We start from the raw sequence: 19,522 nt of genomic DNA on the forward strand, positions 1-19,522 counted from the left end.
AAAAATAATTAACTAAAAAATATTAAATAATTTTATAATAAAAAATGTTGTAAATATGCTTGTGATAGGTCATAATATATAATCCAATATCAATTAAGGTGGCTGTAGTACATGACACAAAGTGAGAATTTAAAACTTGCACAAAAAGGTGCATATCTGAGTTTAATCGTCTATATTATACTTTCTATTTTGAAATTTATAGTAGGGTATATTTATGATTCGGCGGCAGTAAGAGCTGATAGTATCAACAATATGACAGATATTATTGTCTCATTAGCAGTTATTATCGGATTGAAAATTTCTATTAAACCTGCAGATAAGAATCATCCCTACGGTCATTTGAAATCTGAGAATATTTCGTCATTATTGGTTTCATTCATTATTATGTTTGTTGGTATTCAAGTAGTAATTGAAAATTTGCCCAATATATTTTCTAATGAACACAGTACACCGAATGCGATTACGATTTATGTCAGTGTTATCAGTGGCGTGATTATGTTAGTCGTTTTTATTATTAATCAAAAGCTTGCCAAACGTACAAATAGTAGTTCACTTAATTCAGCGGCAAAAGATAATTTATCAGATGCTTTAGTTAGTATTGGTACCGCGATAGGTTTAGTTTTTACTCAGTTTGGTTTACCAATCATTGATACATTATTAGCAACGGTTTTAGGTCTACTAATTATATATACAGGTTTCGGTATTTTCAAAGAGGCTATATTTACATTAAGTGACGGATTTAATGAACAGGAGCTAGAAGCATATAAGAATTATGTATTAGACATTGAAGAAGTGATTGATGTTCATACTATTAAAGGTAGATATCATGGAAGCAGTATTTTTGTCGATGTAACAATCGTTGTAGATTCAGACTTATCATTAGAAGAGGCGCACCATATTTGTGATAAAGTAGAACAACATATGCATGGTAAAGGTATATCATCTGTGTATGTGCATCCTGAACCTGCTTCAATACAGTAAAACTGGATATTATTGTAAAAAAATATATAATTTATTAATCTCATACAACTGAATAGGTATATAGTAACAACGCTAAAAGCTAATAAAGTATTTCGCGTTGTAGTGAATTAAAATAGAAGTTTCAATTGGTAATATTAGTTGAGCCATGTTTTAAAATTTATATAATGCCCATTTGTATAGTAATTTTACTATACAAATGGGCATTGTTTTTTTTAGTATCTTGATGTGAGATTCCATATAAATGCGACGTATTTTGGCGAGACTCTTGAGGAAACAGGACAAGCAGAAGACTACAGACTGAAGCTGCTCCCTAAAAAAGTAAGCTAACAATACGAAGTATTGAATAAAAACTAAGAACTCAGATGAATTGTATTAAATCATCTGAGTGCTATTTTTCTGGGGTTATGTCCCAACCTTTGGTTATATTATTTAAGCCTAGAAATTAGGTATTATACTTACCACCAGCCGTTAGCTACACGGAAATCAATTGCTGCGTCAACTGAACCATAACGTTCTTCGGCATAGTTAATCATACCTTTTGTTTGCTCTTCAACTGATCCAGTTCCCCAAGATTCTTTAGTTTGTCCTAAACCTCTATATCCTAATTCATTTACAGCATCTGGGTTACCACTTGATTCTGGCATTACAATATTGTCCCATAAAGCTTTAGTACCACCCGCTTCAATAAATTGATCGTATACATCATTTGTTGATTGTGTTGTTTGTTGTACAGGTGTTTCAGCTGCTTCTGCTGTTGAAACATTTGAGCTTACGCCAAATCCAGTTGCTGCAATTGTAATCGATGCGAAAGATGCTAATAATAATTTTTTCATTGTTAAAAATCCTCCTAATTGATTTTACCTGTGTCTGAAAATGAACTATACAGGTTTATATATTTCTTCCAGTTATGTGTGGTATTTACTTGCACATTCTTAATTTCTTAATTCAACGTTTACAACTATAACACTATAAAAAAGCGTGTAGGTTACAGTGAAATAAAAATAAAGTATCTTTTGTGAATAAAAGAAGACATTTATTTCAAAAATGTGTGTAAATTGTTATAATTTTAATATATATAGAATCAAGATAAATACGTAAATGCTTTTATGAAAGCATTTATGATATATTTCATAATTTATTTTTGTTGTAACATTTCTGTAAAAAACAGAAAAATTATATTTTATTTAATGAAAGAAGGAATAATATGCCAAAATTAATTTTATGTAGACATGGACAAAGCGTTTGGAATGCTGAAAATTTATTTACGGGATGGGCAGATGTAGATTTATCTGACCAAGGTAAAAACGAAGCCATTACTTCCGGTAAAAAATTAAAAAAACAAGGTATCGAAATTGATATTGTATATACTTCTTTACTAAAAAGAGCAATTAAAACTACGTTTCACCTGTTAAATGAATCGGATCAATTGTTCATCCCAGTTATAAAATCTTGGAGGCTAAATGAGAGACATTATGGTGATTTGCAGGGTCTGAATAAAGACGACGCACGTGAAAAATTTGGCGAAGAACAAGTGCATATTTGGAGACGCTCTTATGACGTTGCGCCACCTAAACAAGGTGAAGAACAAAGAAAAGGTTATTTAAATGATAGAAAATACGAACATTTAGATAGAAGAGTTATGCCTGAATCAGAAAGTTTGAAAGATACATTAATAAGAGTAATACCATATTGGAATGATCAAATCTCACAACAACTTTTAGATGGTAAAACTGTGCTCGTTTCTGCACATGGTAATTCGTTACGTGCACTTATTAAATATTTGGAAAATGTATCTGATGAAGATATTATTAGCTATGAAATAAAAACAGGTGCCCCATTAATATATGAATTGACAGATGATTTACAAGTAATAGATAAGTATTATTTATAGTGAAAATAATAAATAAAGTTTATGTAAAAAAGTCCGAGGCATTGATTTCATGTCTCGGACTTTTTTATGTGTATTAACACTTGTGTATTTGATTGTTTAGTTATTATTTAAGATTTGAGATTGGGCTTATCAAATCTTTTTATAACTGCCGTTTTAAGATTAGGGGGATCACTACCAAATTAATGATCTATAATAAATAAGGACTTGATGGATTATTTATTACGCTTATGTTGTTGAATAATCTTACGTGCACGTTTTCTTGTTTTAATATTTGGGCTATTCAAGTTACGACGTGCTGTTTGTAAATCTAATTTCATAAGTTATGACCTCCTTCACAAAAGTAATTATGGACGAAATATACAGTTTTGTAAATAGGAATTATTACGATTTATATAAAAACTATCACTTTTATTAACGATATGTAAAAATTACAATATTTTTGAGTATTTTTAATGTTATATTTTAAAAATATATGTATAATGCACCAATGTGGCTAATTTCTCAAAAGCTAAACTATAAGAAAATGTAGGAGATAAAAATGACTCAAAAAACTAAAATAATGATGATATTGATGATGTTGTTTGGGGGTTTCTTTGGACTTTTAAATGAAACATTGTTGACCACAGCATTACCAAGTATAATGAAAGACTTTAATATAGATTATACGCAAGTACAATGGTTAACTACAGCGTTCTTGTTAACTAATGGTGTCGTTATACCATTATCAGCAATGGTGATACAACGCTTTTCGACAAGACAAGTATTTTTAACAGCAATTTCAATATTCTTTATTGGTACAATTATTGCGGGCTTTAGTCCGAATTTTACAGTTTTATTAAGTGCAAGGATTGTTCAAGCACTTGGTTCAGGTATCATGATGCCTTTAATGATGACAACTATATTAGATATATTTGAACCACATGAACGTGGTAAATATATGGGGACTTTTGGTCTAGTGATTGGTTTGGCTCCAGCAATTGGTCCAACTTTATCAGGATATCTTGTGGAATATTTTGATTGGCGTTCATTATTCCATGTAGTTGCTCCAATTGCAGCGTTGACGTTTATAGGTGCATTTAAGTTTGTAAAAAATGTAGGAACAAATAGGAAAGCACCAATTGATATAATATCTATTTCATTATCAGTATTAGGATTTGGTGGACTTCTATACGGCACAAGTTCAATTTCACGCGACGGGTGGAGTGATCCTATTGTTTTAACGTCAGTAATAGGAGGTATAATTCTTGTTGCGATTTTTATTTTCCGTCAAACAAGACTAGAAACACCATTACTTGATTTTTCAGTATTTAAAAATAGTCAATTTGCAGTAGGTATTGTTATTATGGCATTTACAATGATATCAATGATAGGATCTGAGACTGTACTGCCTATGTTTGTCCAAAATATAATGAATGATTCAGCACTTCAATCAGGGTTGATATTATTACCTGGTGCAATCGTAATGGGGATTATGTCTGTAGCTTCAGGTTTTTTATATGAAAAGTATGGCGCGAAAATATTAGCATTTATCGGTATGCTTATCGTAGTAATTACAACATCATACTTTGTTATAATGGATGAAAATACTTCTGCAGCAGTACTAGCAACTGTTTATGCGATTCGTATGATTGGTATTGCACTTGGATTAATGCCATTAATGACACATACAATGAACCAATTATCTCGTGATATGAACGCCCATGGCTCATCTATGACTAATACAGTGCAACAAATATCTGCTTCAATAGGGACAGCAGGTTTGATTACGATCATGAGTCAAGTAGCAAAAGACTTTACACCTAATATGAGTGATTATAAAGGTATGGGTAAAAAAGAAATGGCTATGCAAATACAACATGAAGCACTTTTAAGTGGATATCATGCAGCCTTTTGGTTTGCTGTAATTATTTCATTTATTAGCTTAATTAGCGTGTTTATGTTGAAAAGTAAACGTAAAATTGAACTAGAACAAGAAAATTTATAATAATGGAGCGTGAGCCTTATAGAACATTCGATGAGATTAAATGATGAACCATTTCAATTAGTAAAAGAAGGTACAAAGACCATTGAAGTGAGACTGAATGATACTAAAAGACAGGAAATACAAAGTGGAGACTTTATTACTTTTACAAATTTAAAATCAGCAGAGCAAATAACAGTTGAGGTTATTGGAGCCGAAGTATTTACATCGTTTCAAGCTCTGTTGAATCATTATTCAAATCAAGTGACTGGCTTTAGCAATGATATACAACTATCACAAAAATTAGCATCAATTTATCAGATATACTCACAAACAGATGAGTTGGCTTACGGAGCGTTAGCGATTGAAATTCGATTAATAACCAAATAGTTTCAATCATATGAAATAGACTAAATGATATAACTCAAAACACCCATTCATTACTTTAGTATGTAACTGAAAGTTGGCTTTCAAGCCTAACCTTTAAGCAATACATAGCTAATAGAATGAATGGGTATTTTTTATAGAATTGGTTATTTCATATTATCTTGTTATAATTTACCGATTAATTTTCCTAATTTGTATATTACTGGTCTGATAGGTTTTACAAAGTCACCGATATATTCTTCAACGTGGGCGTTAAATCCTTTTTTGAATTGCTGTACACCGCAATCAATTGCAGTGTCACTAAAATCACCGGTAATACCATAAAAGTTATAGCGATCAATGCCATGTGCCTTAGCGAATTTTATCATTTCCCATTGTAATTTATAAGCACCCATATATGCATTGTACGTTGGATTTGAACCACTAGATAGATAATATAGTTCATAATCATTATAGATATAAATAGCAGCAGCTAAGTCTAATATTGAACCATCTGATACAATGGTAGCGTCTATATCATCGATTTTACGCTGTGTGCTAGTGCTTTGTTGCCTGAGTTGTGTTTGTTTCGTTTTTTGCTTTTTAGAATTTGGACTTTCTACTAATGCATTTTGTACATCAGTCAATTGGTATTGTAATGAATCTAGCTTTTTAATTAAGCTATCTTTATATTCATTCAAGTCAATATATGCTAATTGTATAGAGGCATAACCCTGATAGTCTTTTTGTAATTGTTCAAAATATTGCTGATCTCTAAAGTTAAAGCCATGTTTTTCTTCAGCCATGTGAAATAATTTGAAAAAGCGTGCTGTTTCATCGATGGGCAATTGACGAACTTTAACTCCCATCTCTTCAGTTTTTTTGATGTTACGTCGTGTTTGATAGTCCATTTCTTTTAACAGTTGTTGTTCTGATTTATCTTTTAAATCAAGTACAGATAACCAACGAATCTGGCTTGATTTTGAATAACCTACAGGAAAGCCTTGATGTTGGTACCCTAGTTGGTCTAACGTAGATATTAACATTCGATTATCATATGACTTTATTATTTCACCATCGGCATTTCTTAAATTTTCTAAGATATAGGGATCAAGTAAGACATAAAGACAATTATGCTGTTTTAAATAAGCGGTTAGTGATTTAAAGAAAAAGTTAACTAATGTAATATCAGAATAATCTAGTATAGGACCTCGTTGACTATAAAAATATTTTAAAAATTTGAGTGTTCGCGCTTCTGTAAACATACCTGCAGCAATGACTACGCCATCATCATTTTTAACACCTAATAAATGAGCTTGATAATGAGCTTTATAATTTATATGTGTTTGGGTATAATGTGAGAAATGTTTTTGTGTGAATTTTTCGAACTCTCCAGGAGTAATTTCCAGGAATAACATTATTTTTGCCTCCTTAAATGACAACTTTATAATAATAAGTTGCGCAATATTTTTATTATATCAAAACATTGTTATAAAACATAAGTTTTGCCACGCTTTTGTGGTGTGAAATCATGTATTTGCTTACAGATTGATATAGTATATTTTATATATTCGGTGTATGATAATATTTACGGTGATAATGTATATTAAAGTATCTACTTGAGATAGATATGTTTTAGGAGTGAGTTTTATACTATGAAGAAGTTATTGATTTTACTTGCAATATTTGGACTGGGACTTGCTGGTTGTAGCAGTGGGAAATAAGCTGATAAAATAGATAAGGCAGTAAATAAGCAACAGCACTACCAAAGTAACCTTGCTAAACAACATAAAGGGGATGTAGAGCGTAAATTCGATAAAAAAGATGCTAATATCTACGTTAATGAAAAAGGAAAACACGTTACAATTGCTTATAAACCATTAAAAAATGACGAGGAAGTTCATTATTATACTTATAAGTTTAAAGATGGAAAAGCCAAATATATAAAAGATTTTAATTCTAAAGGTTATTTGCATAAACATGAACCAGACTATAAAGAAGAAAATATGAATCTGGAAGAATAACAAAAAATAAAATAACGAGTTAGAGGTGTACTAATAGGAATATGAAAAAGTTATGGTTATGTATAGGATTAGTAGCTATTATGATATTAGTCACAGCATGTTCAAGTAATCAACATGTACATAAAGATGATAAAATGGATGAAAATGGCAAAATTAAAATAATCGAATATGGTGATTTCAAATGTCCATATTGTAAAAAGGTAGAAACTAATGTAATGCCTAAATTAAAAAAAGAATATATCGATAAAGACAAGATAGATTATCAATTTGTAAATATGGCATTTTTAGGTGATGACTCTATCATAGGTTCAAGAGCCGGTCACGCAGTTAAGCGCTTTGCACCTGATAAATATTTAACGTTTCAAAAGTTAATGTTTGAGCAGCAGCCAGACTCTGAAAAGGAATGGATTAATAAATCATTAGTAGATAAGCAAATAGATAAATTAGCGATAAACAAAGATGTGAAAGATAAAATTAAAAAGGAATATACGACGACAGATAGTAAATCTTGGAAAGCTGCAAAGAAAGATCAACAGCAAGCTAAAGAAAAACATGTTAAGACAGCACCAACTGTATATGTCGGCGGTGAAAAATTAGAAGATCCTTATAAATTTAAAAATTATAAAAAAATATTAGATAAATAAACATAATTGTATATAAAGTATACAGAGAATCATTATAATAAATTTTTTTAATGGAGTGGCATAACCTGACTTATTAGGATATATAAGTTGGTGTTATGTCGCTTTTTTTATAATATAATTTTAATCGTAAAAGTTACGATTAATTCTCTATTTGCTATTGCACTTTAGAAAGAAGAAGCTTATAATAATAAATCGTAACAATTACTATTTGGGGGGTTTAGAAATGAAAAAATATACATATATCCTGTTTAGCATTATAGCTTTAGTAATGGTGTTAGCAGGGTGTGGCAAAGCTGATTCTGATAAGGGAAATGAAAAAATAAAAGTTAATACGACTGTATTTCCTTTAAAATCATTTGCAGAAGAGATTGGTGGCAAACATGTAGAAGTGGAGTCTATTTATCCAGCAGGTACAGATTTACATAGTTATGAACCAACGCAAAAAGATATTATAAATGCTTCAAAAGCGGATTTATTCGTGTATACTGGCGATAATTTAGATCCTGTTGCCAAAAAAGTTGCAGCTACAATTAAAAAAGATGACAAGAAATTATCTTTAGAAAATAAATTAGACAAATCACAATTGCTCACTGACCAACATAGTCACGGTGAAGCTGAACATGAAGAGGAGCATGAACACGAACAGGGTGAACACCATCATCATGGCGGATACGATCCACATGTTTGGTTAGATCCTAAATATGATCAAGTTTTTGCAAAAGCAATTAAAGATGAATTGATTAAAAAAGATCCTGATAATAAGAAATATTATGAAAAAAATTACAAAAAATTAAATGACGAATTAAAAAACATTGATGAGAAGTTGAAAGAAACTAGTAGTAAGAAGCAGGGAAATACTGTATTTATTTCACATGAATCTATTGGTTATCTAGCTGATAGATATGGTTTTGTTCAAAAAGGAGTTCAGAATATGAATGCAGAAGACCCATCACAAAAAGCACTTACTAAAATTGTCAAAGAAATCAAAGAATCAGGCGCTAAATATATATTATACGAAGACAATGTATCTAATAAAGTGACAGATACAATAAGAAAAGAAACATCAGCGAAACCGTTAAAATTCTATAATATGGAATCATTGAATAAAGAACAACAAAAAGATGAAAATTTAACTTATCAAAAATTAATGAAAGAAAATATTAAAAATATTGATAAAGCATTAAGTGACAATATCCATAGTGATGATGATAAGCATGAATCGAAACATGATAAGGCTATTTCTGATGGTTATTTTAAAGATAAACAAGTTAAAGATAGAGCATTATCTGATTATAAAGGAGATTGGCAATCAGTTTATCCTTATCTTAAAGATGGCACTTTAGACGAAGTGATGAAACATAAAGCTGAAGATGATGATTCTATGACTGCTAAAGAATATAAAGATTACTATGATAAAGGGTATAAAACAGACGTAGATAAGATAAAAATTACTGATGATACAATTACATTTAACAAAAATGGTAAAGATATAACTGGAAAATATAGTTACGAGGGTAAAGATATTTTAAAATATGAAAAAGGTAATAGAGGCGTTAGATACACATATAAATTAGTAGAGGATAATAAAGAATTACCCAAATATGTTCAGTTTAGCGATCATAATATAGCTCCTAAGAAGACAGGACACTTCCATATTTTTACAGGTAACGATAAAGACAAAGTGTTGAAAGAACTAGATAATTGGCCAACTTATTACCCTGAAGAATTAACGAAAAATGAAATTAAAGAAGAGATGTTAGCACACTAAAAATCATCATACCTACATTTAAATTTTATATTTTGAATGCATGAATTTCTATTTAAAGGGAATAAAATTTAAAGTAACAAAGAAAATAAGCTTTTTTGTTGATATATATTGTATATTTGATATAATTAGTATATCGATAAAAGTTAAATACTTTGGAGGTATATTTATAATGACAAAATTTAATTTTGACCCAGCGCATTCAGTAGTTGAATTTTCGGTTAAACATTTAATGATATCTAATATTAAAGGTAGATTTACAGAATTTGATGCAAATTTAGATGGTGACTTAAATGATTTAAGTTCATTATCAGGTAATTTTACTATCAATGCTAATTCAATTGATACACGTGTAGAAGATCGTGACGGTCATTTACGTAGTGGAGATTTCTTAGATGTTGAAAATCATCCTGAAATTAAATTTGAATTAATAAAAGCGGATGATTCATCTGTTACAGGTAATGTAACAATTAAAGGTGTAACAAATGAAGAAACTTTTGATTTATCATATGAAGGCCAAAGTAAAAATCCATTAAATGGTGCTACAACAGCTGGATTTATCGTTAATGGTAAAATTAATCGTGAAAAATACGGAATTACATTTAACCAAGCGCTTGAAACAGGTGGCGTTATGATTGGTAAGGATGTATTATTCCAAGTAAGTTTAGAATTTGCTTTAGAAGACTAATACAGTTTTTAAATATAGTAGAATGAGTCATAATAATGCTTATTCTCAAAAAAGGACTAATCCGTTTTTTAATCCGGATTAGTCCTTTTTATATAAATATCTCAAGATTATGGCTGTGCATGCTTGCCTTCGCGATAGTTCGAACTTATATTCTCTCACTCATACTTATGATTGACTTGGGTCATTTAACTTTTTTTCACGATAATATTTGATAATTGTATAAATGATAAAACTCCAAGATATAATCAGTAAGACAATTGAAGAAATAATTACATAGTTTTTGTTCGTAAAGTCACCACCTGTAAATACTGTACCAACCAGATCGGGTATGCATAACAATAGAATAAGACCAGCATAAAATTTTTGTTTTAAAATAAAGCAAGACAACATTGTTAATAATAAGAGTACTAATCCTAGTGTGAAATTAGTTGTTTGATTAGGTGACCAAATTATATAAAGTGGGTAGTTACGTAATAAGTATTCACTTAAAATATATATACCAAAAATAGCTGCAGATGAAATTCCAATAATAGTATAAGTTATTTTACTGTCTCCCCAGCGCATAATTATTTTTTTGGCAAAGTATAAAATAAAGATAAATGACCCCAAAAAAATAAAGAGGAAATAACAAATGAAAGCAAACGTTAACTGAAAAGAAGTATCTAACATTCTAGGAATTGTCGTCATAATAAACATGAAGGATATGAAATATAAAATATATTTGAACAAACCTTGTGTCATATTTAAATGTGTTGAGAATTTGTCTGCGTAAGACTTGATAGGTGTGTTTAATAGAGAGTCGATATTTTCATTGTTTTCTTCAGCAATTGTAATATGGTCCCGTAATTCTTCTTCAATTGTATTTACCTCATCTTCATTTTTCCCACGAAATAATAATTCGATTCTTAACTTTAATAAGAAATTTTCTGCTTTTTTACTCAACATCATAAACACTCCTCATTAAATTGTTCATACCATTATTTAAATAATTCCATTTATAAATAAAATTAGCTAATTCTTCTTTGCCTTCTGTTGTAATACTATAGTATTTACGTTTTGGACCACCTGTATCTGATTTTTTTGAAATAGAAGTTACATATCCTTTTTTACTTAATCTTAATAATACGGGATAAATACTACCATCACTAATTTCAGGAAATTGCTGAGATTTTAATTTGTCTAAAATTTCATAACCGTAAGTTTCTCCTTGAGCAATAAGACCTAAAATTGCACCATCTAACAATCCTTTCATCATTTGATTTGAAACTGACATGACATCCCTCTTCTCACTATCTTACTATATAAGATAGTAAAGGAATTTAGGTTTGTCAACTATCTTTTATAATAAGATAGTTGAAGTGGAAATTAATTGTTACTAACTTGGGTATAATAAGCATAAAAGAGGAGGTGGATGGGATGTCCACAGATTTACCAAAGATAGGTAAACCAGCAACTAATGCTTTGCATAATATAGGGGTGAAGTCATTAGAAGCGGTATCTAAATACGAGCGTACTGAACTGCTAGGCATTCATGGAGTAGGACCTAAAGCGATTGAACTTCTTGAAGAAGCATTAAAAGCGAATGATTTGAATTTTAAAAATGAAATGAACTTTGAAGTTCCATTTGAATTAACAGGTGATTTGTCTTGTGATAATGCGCCAAAAAGAAGGACAATGTTAATATTTTTAATCGCTTCAGCAACAGTTGATAAAAAGAAACTATCAAACATAGTTACTAATGACTTTGTATGGGAAGTTCCAGGTAGCTTTAAGTTAGAAGGATTTGATGACTTTTATAAAGAACTTGAAGACCATAAAATTAATATTGCCTCTCTTGAAGTAAAGGATAATATTTCCCATGGAAAAGTTGGCGCGATACATGGAACTCAAATAGCGCAAGATGGCTCAATAGTATATTTTACAGATATTTTTAAATTTGAAAGTCACAGCAAAGATGCTAAAGTTAAAGCTATCACGTCATATATCATTATGAATGAAGGAGAATCTTAAATGAGTATTCAAATAAACGAAAATAAAATCATTTTTACGCGAGACTTTAAAGCAACAGCCCAACAAATATTTAACGCTTATACGGATCAATCGTTGTTTGAAAAATGGTTTCACCCTCAAGACGCTACCACAGAAGTATATAAATTTGATGTACAAACGGGAGGTGGCGCATTTTTTGCAATTCGTGCAGCTCAAGGTACAAGTTATACAGTGACACAGTATAATGTCGTTGTTGAACCCCAAAAAATTGACTATAATGATTATTTTGCTGATAAAGATGGAAATATAGATGAAAAGATGGCAGGTATGCATAATATCATTCATTTAACAGAAAATGATGACGGCACTACAACGATTCAATCTACAGCTGAATTACCAGACCCTAAAGCAGCGCAACAGTTATTGGATATGGGTGTTGAAGAAGGTATGAATAGTACTTTTGACAACTTGGCAAAATTAATTGAAAATAAATGAAAATATAAAAGTCAAAGAAATGTTAAAAATGTAGCAGTTAGGACACCGCTCTTTTAGATATAATAAGGAGTGAAAAGAGGTGTGTCTAATGAAAAAACGATATATTAAAGTACTTGGATTATATTCTTTTAGTACTTTTATACCAGCTATCATAGCAACTGAAAAATTAATCCCCAATCATACATTGAAATGGGTATTACGAACATTAGTTGGATATAGTATTTTTGCCTATGGATTACACATATTAAGTAAGTTTAAACAATAATAAGAAGGGCCGAGACATATATTTATGCTTCGGTCCTTCTTATTGTGTATATATTTAATCTAGCAATTCACCATTTGATTTAATAACTTTACGATACCAATCAAAGGATGCTTTTTTCTTTCTTTCTAATGTACCATTACCTTTATTATCTCTGTCTACGTATATTAAGCCATAGCGTTTCTTCATTTCACCTGTAGTAAATGAAATAATATCTATAATTCCCCAAGGTGTATAGCCTATAAGGTCAACGCCATCCTCATCAACAGCAGCAATAGCAGCATCAATATGCGCTTTTAAATATTCAATACGATATGAATCGTTAATTTCGCCATTACGATTTATCTCATCTACTGCGCCGAAACCGTTCTCAACTATAAATAATGGAATTTGATAGCGGTCATATAATATATTCAACGTGTAGCGTAGACCTGTAGGGTCAATTGCCCAACCCCAATCACTTTGTTGAATATAAGGGTTATCTACCGAATTAGCTAAACCACCGTTGGTAACATTTTCACCAGTATATGCTTCGGCGTCGTGTTTAACGACTGTGCTCATGTAGTAACTAAAGCCAATATAATCTACAGTACCTTGATTTAAAATTTGTTCATCACCATCTTGCCAACCTATATCGTAACCTTTACGTGCAAGCATTTTGTTTGCGTAACTAGGATAATAACCACGTACTTGTACATCAGGGAAGAAAAAGCGTAGGCGGTTTGCTTTAACTGCTTCCATCATATCTTCAGGATTTGAAGAATAAGGATATATTGCGACATGCGAAATCATTAAACCAATTTCAAAATTTGGATTGATTTCTTTACCAATTTTAACTGCTTTTGCGCTAGCGATAAGCTCATTATGGGCAACTTGATATAAAACTTCTTCAGGATTTTCATCTTCCTCAACAATTACTCCTGAATTTGTCCATAAGAAAATAGGGTTGTCTGTATCCATTTGATTATTAATCTCATTGAATGTCATCCAATACTTAACTTTATCTTTATAACGTGTGAACACTGTTTCTGCAAAATGTGCAAAGAAATCTGCTACTTTTCTATTTCTAAAACCACCATATTCACGTGCTAGGTGTAAGGGCATTTCGAAGTGAGATAATGTGATGACCGGTTCAATATCATATTTTAACAATTCATCAAATAGATCATCATAAAATTTTAAACCTGCTTCATTTGGTTCAGTTTCATCACCGTTTGGGAAAATACGTGACCAAGCGATTGAAGTACGTAAGCACTTCAATCCCATTTCATTAAATAAAGCAATATCTTCTTTGTAGCGATTATAGAAGTCGATACCAATATGATTTGGATAATATTTATCAGGTTCTACATCTTGAGTGATTTCACGTGCTTTACCATGAGCGCCACCGGTCATAACATCTATGACACTTAGCCCTTTACCGTCTTGATCATAGCCGCCTTCAAATTGATTGGCAGCGAGAGCGCCACCCCATAAAAATTCTTTTGGTAATTTTGTCATTTTAATTGCCTCCTAGTAAATTATTATTTGTTAATGATAGTGAGTAATCCATCGTTTGTTGTTATGTTTGATTCTTTTGTTGCTATAGTCTCACTAAATTCAGCGGAATTAGTTATAATGACAGGGATAATGCTGTCATAATTTTTTGAATCAAGTAAGGATTTATCAAATTTCAATATCTGTTGACCTTGTTGTACTGAGTCGTTTTCATTAATTAAAATGTTGAATCCTTCTCCGTTCAATTGAACAGTGTCCAAACCAACATGAATCAATAGTTCTACTCCTGTTGAAGAAGTAATTCCTATAGCATGTTTACTGACTGCAACCATACTCACAACACCATCAAAAGGCGCATGGACTATTTGACCTTCAGGTTTAATAGCTATACCGTGTCCCATCATGCCTTCAGCAAATATAGGATCATTGACCTTTGAAAGCGGCACGACTTGCCCATTAATAGGTGCATAGGCAATTGTTTCTAAAGGAGTGTCTGTATTTTGAACATTCGTTGTTGAGGATGTTTTATTATCAACCTCTTCAGTTGTATCCTCCCCATATCCTAAAAATTGAATTAAAATAATCGGTAAGAGTATGGCAACTATTGATCCGATTATAATTCCCCAAATTGATGAAGGGTTATCAGCACTATAACCGTTTACGATTGTAATAGGTCCTGGCAAACCAGCGTATGCATAGTATTTAGGGTTAAAGAAACTAGCGATAAAAGCACCAATTGCACCACTTATACAAGCGATAATAAATGGCTTTTTGAAGCGTAAGTTAATCCCATACATTGATGGTTCGGTAATACCAAATATGCCTGTAATACCTGCAGATGAAGCTACACGCTTAATTTCTGTACGCTTCGCTTTAATTAATACTCCTATAACAGCACCGATTTGTGAAATTACAGCAATGGTTTGGAAAGCTTGGAATGCGTCACTTTGATGTTGTTCAAAGTTAGCTAGCACCATAGGTGTAATACCCCAATGTACTCCGAAAATGACAAACACTTGCCATAAACCACCAATAAGGGCACCTGCTAACCAGGGCGCGATGTCTACAAGGTAATTAAATCCTCCTGCAATACCATGTGCAGCAATTGTTGTGATAGGACCTATAACTAATAATGTAATTGGTACCATGATGACAATACTTAAAAATGGTGTGAATAAAGGTTTAACAACATCATGAATCCATTTATTTAAATATTTTTCAACGTAAGATAGTATCCATACTAAGAATAGTGGTGGTAAAACTGAAGACGTATAACTTGTTTCTGTTAATGGGATACCGAACAGTTTGATTGCTTCTCCATCCTGTATCCTTTCGATTATGTTAGTTAAATCAGGACTAACAAGTGCAGCAGTACAAGCGACAGCGATATAGACGTTGACATTGAAATGTCTAGCAGCTGTCATAGCAATAAATATTGGTAAAAAAGTGAAAGGCGCCCAGGACATAAAGTTAAATACTTCATAAGTCCCTGTGTCTTTAAACGACGGAATAATAAGATTTATGACAATTAATAAACCTTGTAAAATACCTGCTGCAGCTAAAATATAAATGAATGGAGCAAATACTGCAGACATAGTTGCAATGACTCTATTGAGTATAGAACCTTTGTTACCAGAATGATCATTGTTATCATTTTGACGTTCACCAGTTAATTCTTCAAAAGATTTAAATACTTCACCAACATTATTACCAATAACGACTTGGAATTGTCCGTTATTTTCTACAACTGTTACAACACCCTCGATTTCTGACACCTTTTGTTTAGCATCAGGGATTGATCTTTTTAATACTAAACGTAATCTCGTAGCACAATGTGTACTATTGACAATATTTTCTTCACCGCCAACTGCATCTAAAATATGTTGTGCCAGTATCTCGTTTTTATCAGCCACATGCTTCAACTCCTTAATATACGCACATAAATAAAAATGTAAGCGTTTCATTTAAACCTCATTATAATTATACCGGTACAATTTGTAAAGACCCTTACAAAAATGCGGTTCAGTTTATTTATGTCGTGTACATGTTATAATGAGTTGAATTTATAATTTAAAGGAGTAAATATATGCTCAAGTATGAACAGATTGCGCAAAAGATTAATATATTTATAGAAGAAGGGCATTTTCAAGCAGGGGATAAATTACCAAGTGTTGAAACTTTAAAAGAGCAATACCAAGTGAGTAAAAGTACAGTAATTAAAGCTTTAGAAGTACTTGAGAAAAGAGGATTTATATATCAAGCTCGGGGTAGCGGCATTTATGTACGTAATAAACAAAGAGAAGGCTACCTAAATCTATTCTCTACTGGAGGATTTAGTGATGAGATTGTAGGTCTTGAAGTGACTAATAAAGTCTTGAAAGTAGAAGAAGTGATCCCACCTGAAAGTGTTCAACAAAAATTAAAACTAAAAGGTGAGGTGTCAGTTTATTTACTAGAGCGTATCGTATACGTAAATGGCGATATTCTTTGTTATGAAAAATCATATTTTAATAAAGATATCGTATTATTTTTAAATGAGTCGATTGCAGAACATTCTATTTTTAATTATTTAGAGCAACATTTAAAAGTTAAAATCGGTTTTTCGGATATTTATTTTACCGTAGACAAATTAAATGCGTGGGATGCAGAGAAGTTGGAGTTAGTAGAAGGAGATCCTTGTTTAAATTATGAACAAGTATTTTATACAACGACAGGGATTCCATTTGATTGTTCTCATTTACATTACCATTATCAAAATGCCTATTTTTATATACCTTCGCAAAAATAAAATGCTTGTGTTATGAGCTGTACTCAATGTATTAAATAAGTCATAAGCATGTAGCACAAGCGTTTTTATAATTGATTAATGACGTCTTTAAAAGTTAAGACATAATTTTCTAGCGAGTGTAGCATTGCTATCGATCCTGTTTACAATATATTGACTAGACACAGGCATATTTTTTGTGACTAATAAACTGAGAATATGTATCGACACTGAAATTTGTATGTTCCAAGTAATAACCTTAACTATAAACCTATGTTTGTTTTTATACTCATGAAGTTCACGATAATTTTGCAAAATCACAATAAATTAAATTTATAAAAAATTGCTGAATACACTATTAAATACTAAGTGAAACCAATATAATATGGTTATTAGTATAGAAAAGTGTTAAAAAATGAATTACAAGAGGTGCTTAAATGTCAATGATAGATAATAACAAGTCTATAAAAGATACATATATGTCGAATGAAACTATTGAAAACATAAACAACCAAGTACAAATGAAAGAAGTTATGTTTAACCAGACACCAGGGCGTTATGCACTTAAATCTGTTATGTCAGGATTTTTGTTAGCTATTGTTACAGTATTTATGCTAGCTATCAAGACGCAGTTTGCTGGAACAAATGAAGGTTTAGTTAATTTAATGGGGGCAATTTCTTTTAGTTTAGCATTAGTCTTAATTGTATTAACACATTCTGAATTATTAACGAGTAATTTTATGTATTTAACTGTCGGTTGGTATTATAAAATTATTGGGATGAATAAAGCATTTGGAATTATGCTTGTCTGTTTCTTCTTTAACATTATAGGTGGTTTTATACTATTTGGATTAATGAAATTCACACCTATTATGACAACAGAAATGGTTCACAGTTTAACTGAAATGGTTAATGGAAAAACAGTTGATGCGACGTGGTACGCTATTTTAGCGAAAGCTATTTTTTGTAATTTCTTTATTAATATTGGTATTTACGTATCAATTCAATTTAAGGATGGTTTATCTAGAGCATTCTTTATTGCTTGTGGGGTAGTTGTTTTTGTATTTATGGGCTATGAACATGTTGTATTTAATGCTGGATTGTACTCAGGTATGGTTTTTTATGATTTTGACGCCGTGGCGTGGTTACACGTATTGAAAAATATTGTGTTCGCATTTATTGGTAACTATATTGGTGGTGGTATTTTTGTTGGGCTTGTATATGCATATTTAAATGGTAGAAGAGATAGTTTGAGCAATTAATTTATCTTTAACAAAAATACTAGTTGTGATTTTAATTATGATATTTCAAAGTTTATGTTGAATCTTAGCAAGCAAATTAAGTTATTTAAATACTGAGCATCTCTCGAGCAGTGAGGTAACGAAAGTTTATTCATTAGGAATAGATGATTGTCTCACTGCTTTTTATTTAATTTAAGTTTATAAAACGTATCGATTGACTCAATTATTAAGAAGCCATATTGTATTGATATGATTGCAAAATTGTTTATTATTATAGGAATATTTTAGTGGATAAATGTGCGAACAATAGATAGGAGTGACGACATGTCTGATTATAATATAAGAGTTGCGGTAGAATCCGATGCGGAAGTAATACAAGAGCTAATGTATGAAGCATTTACACCGTTAAGAGAGTTAGGTATTGATTGGCCATCTGTTAATGCCAATGTAGATTTGGTCAAAAAAAATATCATTACAAGTACGACATTTGTATTGGAAAATAAGTCGGAAATTATTTCAACAATTACGGTTCGTTATCCTTGGGAAGGTAAACGTCGTATTTCTCATTATCCATTCGTTTGGTGGTTTGCTACAAAACCCTCTTATGATGGGAAAGGTTATGGTAGTAAACTTTTAAATTATGTCGAAGAAACATTCTTACGAGATACACTTAAAGCACCTGCAGTAACTTTAGGTACCTCTGCACGTAAACATCCATGGTTATTAGATATTTATAAAAAACGTGGTTATGAAGTATACGCGGAGCATGAAAGCGATGATGGTGATTTAGGAGTAATCATGCGTAAAGTGTTAATACCTGAAAGATTTGATGAAGAAGTTTTAGGTATGCCACCTTTTCATTAATTAATAAGAATATATGTCAGGGAATCCTTTTATCTTAGGTATAAGGGGATTCCCTATTTTTATATATAAATGTGAATATATTCACATTCGT

General features: G+C 31.1%; 20 protein-coding genes and 1 pseudogene. 14 read left to right on the plus strand and 7 right to left on the minus strand.

What is annotated here, in order from left to right:
- Positions 1 to 111: 111 nt before the first annotated feature.
- Entirely contained in the window at positions 112 to 981 is an 870-nt protein-coding gene (locus ACW5YJ_RS04215) for a cation diffusion facilitator family transporter (RefSeq protein ID WP_017722771.1), read from the plus strand.
- 455 nt (positions 982 to 1,436) lie between these two features.
- Here ACW5YJ_RS04215 and ACW5YJ_RS04220 read toward each other — a convergent pair whose 3' ends face one another.
- The gene (locus tag ACW5YJ_RS04220) at positions 1,437 to 1,814 is read right to left on the minus strand and encodes an aggregation-promoting factor C-terminal-like domain-containing protein (protein WP_107551508.1); all 378 of its coding nucleotides are present in this window, start codon (positions 1,812 to 1,814) and stop codon (positions 1,437 to 1,439) included.
- Positions 1,815 to 2,185: 371 nt separating this feature from the next.
- Here ACW5YJ_RS04220 and ACW5YJ_RS04225 point away from each other — a divergent pair, with 371 nt between their 5' ends.
- Complete coding sequence (locus ACW5YJ_RS04225) at positions 2,186 to 2,872, plus strand: 2,3-diphosphoglycerate-dependent phosphoglycerate mutase (RefSeq protein WP_017722769.1); 687 nt, start codon at positions 2,186 to 2,188, stop codon at positions 2,870 to 2,872.
- Between the two features lie 212 nt (positions 2,873 to 3,084).
- On the opposite strand, the gene ACW5YJ_RS04230 is transcribed toward ACW5YJ_RS04225, so the two are convergent.
- Positions 3,085 to 3,189 (minus strand): putative metal homeostasis protein, encoded by a 105-nt coding sequence (locus ACW5YJ_RS04230; protein ID WP_017722768.1) that lies wholly within the window; start codon positions 3,187 to 3,189, stop codon positions 3,085 to 3,087.
- Between the two features lie 221 nt (positions 3,190 to 3,410).
- On the opposite strand from ACW5YJ_RS04230, the gene ACW5YJ_RS04235 reads away from it, so the two are divergent.
- The gene (locus ACW5YJ_RS04235) at positions 3,411 to 4,856 is read left to right on the plus strand and encodes an MDR family MFS transporter (protein ID WP_457338525.1); all 1,446 of its coding nucleotides are present in this window, start codon (positions 3,411 to 3,413) and stop codon (positions 4,854 to 4,856) included.
- 30 nt (positions 4,857 to 4,886) lie between these two features.
- Positions 4,887 to 5,222 (plus strand): ASCH domain-containing protein, encoded by a 336-nt coding sequence (locus ACW5YJ_RS04240; protein WP_119613379.1) that lies wholly within the window; start codon positions 4,887 to 4,889, stop codon positions 5,220 to 5,222.
- A 161-nt stretch (positions 5,223 to 5,383) separates the two neighbouring features.
- Here ACW5YJ_RS04240 and ACW5YJ_RS04245 read toward each other — a convergent pair whose 3' ends face one another.
- Positions 5,384 to 6,616 (minus strand): aminoacyltransferase, encoded by a 1,233-nt coding sequence (locus tag ACW5YJ_RS04245; RefSeq protein WP_457338526.1) that lies wholly within the window; start codon positions 6,614 to 6,616, stop codon positions 5,384 to 5,386.
- A gap of 237 nt (positions 6,617 to 6,853) precedes the next feature.
- Here ACW5YJ_RS04245 and ACW5YJ_RS04250 point away from each other — a divergent pair.
- The 4 genes and pseudogenes from ACW5YJ_RS04250 to ACW5YJ_RS04265 all read left to right on the plus strand — a co-directional run bounded on the left by ACW5YJ_RS04250 (position 6,854) and on the right by ACW5YJ_RS04265 (position 10,319).
- Positions 6,854 to 7,222, plus strand: a pseudogene (locus tag ACW5YJ_RS04250) (cystatin-like fold lipoprotein).
- Between the two features lie 41 nt (positions 7,223 to 7,263).
- The gene (locus ACW5YJ_RS04255) at positions 7,264 to 7,866 is read left to right on the plus strand and encodes a DsbA family protein (RefSeq protein ID WP_171916280.1); all 603 of its coding nucleotides are present in this window, start codon (positions 7,264 to 7,266) and stop codon (positions 7,864 to 7,866) included.
- Between the two features lie 223 nt (positions 7,867 to 8,089).
- A complete protein-coding gene (gene adcA, locus ACW5YJ_RS04260; protein WP_107551511.1) occupies positions 8,090 to 9,634 on the plus strand; it encodes a zinc ABC transporter substrate-binding lipoprotein AdcA in 1,545 nt (514 codons plus the stop codon).
- Positions 9,635 to 9,803: 169 nt separating this feature from the next.
- Positions 9,804 to 10,319, plus strand: a complete 516-nt coding sequence (locus ACW5YJ_RS04265; RefSeq protein ID WP_107551512.1) for a YceI family protein — start codon at positions 9,804 to 9,806, stop codon at positions 10,317 to 10,319.
- Positions 10,320 to 10,484: 165 nt separating this feature from the next.
- Here the strand turns inward: ACW5YJ_RS04265 and ACW5YJ_RS04270 are convergent, their stop codons facing one another.
- Positions 10,485 to 11,264, minus strand: coding sequence for a hypothetical protein (locus ACW5YJ_RS04270; protein WP_107551513.1), 780 nt, complete (start codon positions 11,262 to 11,264; stop codon positions 10,485 to 10,487).
- The gene (locus ACW5YJ_RS04275) at positions 11,254 to 11,592 is read right to left on the minus strand and encodes a PadR family transcriptional regulator (protein ID WP_107551514.1); all 339 of its coding nucleotides are present in this window, start codon (positions 11,590 to 11,592) and stop codon (positions 11,254 to 11,256) included. Before ACW5YJ_RS04275 ends, ACW5YJ_RS04270 begins: the two co-directional genes overlap by 11 nt.
- A 143-nt stretch (positions 11,593 to 11,735) precedes the next feature.
- On the opposite strand from ACW5YJ_RS04275, the gene ACW5YJ_RS04280 reads away from it, so the two are divergent.
- The 3 genes from ACW5YJ_RS04280 to ACW5YJ_RS04290 all read left to right on the plus strand — a co-directional run bounded on the left by ACW5YJ_RS04280 (position 11,736) and on the right by ACW5YJ_RS04290 (position 13,068).
- Positions 11,736 to 12,329 (plus strand): helix-hairpin-helix domain-containing protein, encoded by a 594-nt coding sequence (locus ACW5YJ_RS04280; protein WP_017722758.1) that lies wholly within the window; start codon positions 11,736 to 11,738, stop codon positions 12,327 to 12,329.
- Positions 12,330 to 12,803 carry an SRPBCC family protein gene (locus tag ACW5YJ_RS04285; protein WP_107551515.1) on the plus strand — a complete coding sequence of 158 codons (474 nt, stop codon included), beginning with the start codon at positions 12,330 to 12,332 and terminating at the stop codon, positions 12,801 to 12,803. It abuts the gene before it with no gap.
- Between the two features lie 88 nt (positions 12,804 to 12,891).
- Positions 12,892 to 13,068, plus strand: coding sequence for a hypothetical protein (locus tag ACW5YJ_RS04290; protein WP_167750725.1), 177 nt, complete (start codon positions 12,892 to 12,894; stop codon positions 13,066 to 13,068).
- Between the two features lie 54 nt (positions 13,069 to 13,122).
- Here the strand turns inward: ACW5YJ_RS04290 and ACW5YJ_RS04295 are convergent, their stop codons facing one another.
- Both ACW5YJ_RS04295 and ACW5YJ_RS04300 read right to left on the minus strand, forming a co-directional pair.
- Complete coding sequence (locus ACW5YJ_RS04295; protein WP_457338527.1) at positions 13,123 to 14,565, minus strand: 6-phospho-beta-glucosidase; 1,443 nt, start codon at positions 14,563 to 14,565, stop codon at positions 13,123 to 13,125.
- A 23-nt stretch (positions 14,566 to 14,588) separates the two neighbouring features.
- Positions 14,589 to 16,475 (minus strand): beta-glucoside-specific PTS transporter subunit IIABC, encoded by a 1,887-nt coding sequence (locus ACW5YJ_RS04300; protein WP_107551517.1) that lies wholly within the window; start codon positions 16,473 to 16,475, stop codon positions 14,589 to 14,591.
- 173 nt (positions 16,476 to 16,648) lie between these two features.
- Between ACW5YJ_RS04300 and ACW5YJ_RS04305 the strand changes: the two genes are divergently transcribed.
- The 3 genes from ACW5YJ_RS04305 (at position 16,649) to ACW5YJ_RS04315 (ending at position 19,431) form a co-directional block, all read left to right on the plus strand.
- A complete protein-coding gene (locus ACW5YJ_RS04305) occupies positions 16,649 to 17,350 on the plus strand; it encodes a GntR family transcriptional regulator (RefSeq protein ID WP_107551518.1) in 702 nt (233 codons plus the stop codon).
- 419 nt (positions 17,351 to 17,769) lie between these two features.
- The gene (locus ACW5YJ_RS04310) at positions 17,770 to 18,588 is read left to right on the plus strand and encodes a formate/nitrite transporter family protein (RefSeq protein ID WP_026113497.1); all 819 of its coding nucleotides are present in this window, start codon (positions 17,770 to 17,772) and stop codon (positions 18,586 to 18,588) included.
- 303 nt (positions 18,589 to 18,891) lie between these two features.
- Positions 18,892 to 19,431 carry a GNAT family N-acetyltransferase gene (locus tag ACW5YJ_RS04315; RefSeq protein WP_107551519.1) on the plus strand — a complete coding sequence of 180 codons (540 nt, stop codon included), beginning with the start codon at positions 18,892 to 18,894 and terminating at the stop codon, positions 19,429 to 19,431.
- The last annotated feature ends 91 nt before the right edge of the window (positions 19,432 to 19,522 follow it).

It is taken from the genome of Staphylococcus sp. mip270_02, from assembly GCF_054031535.1.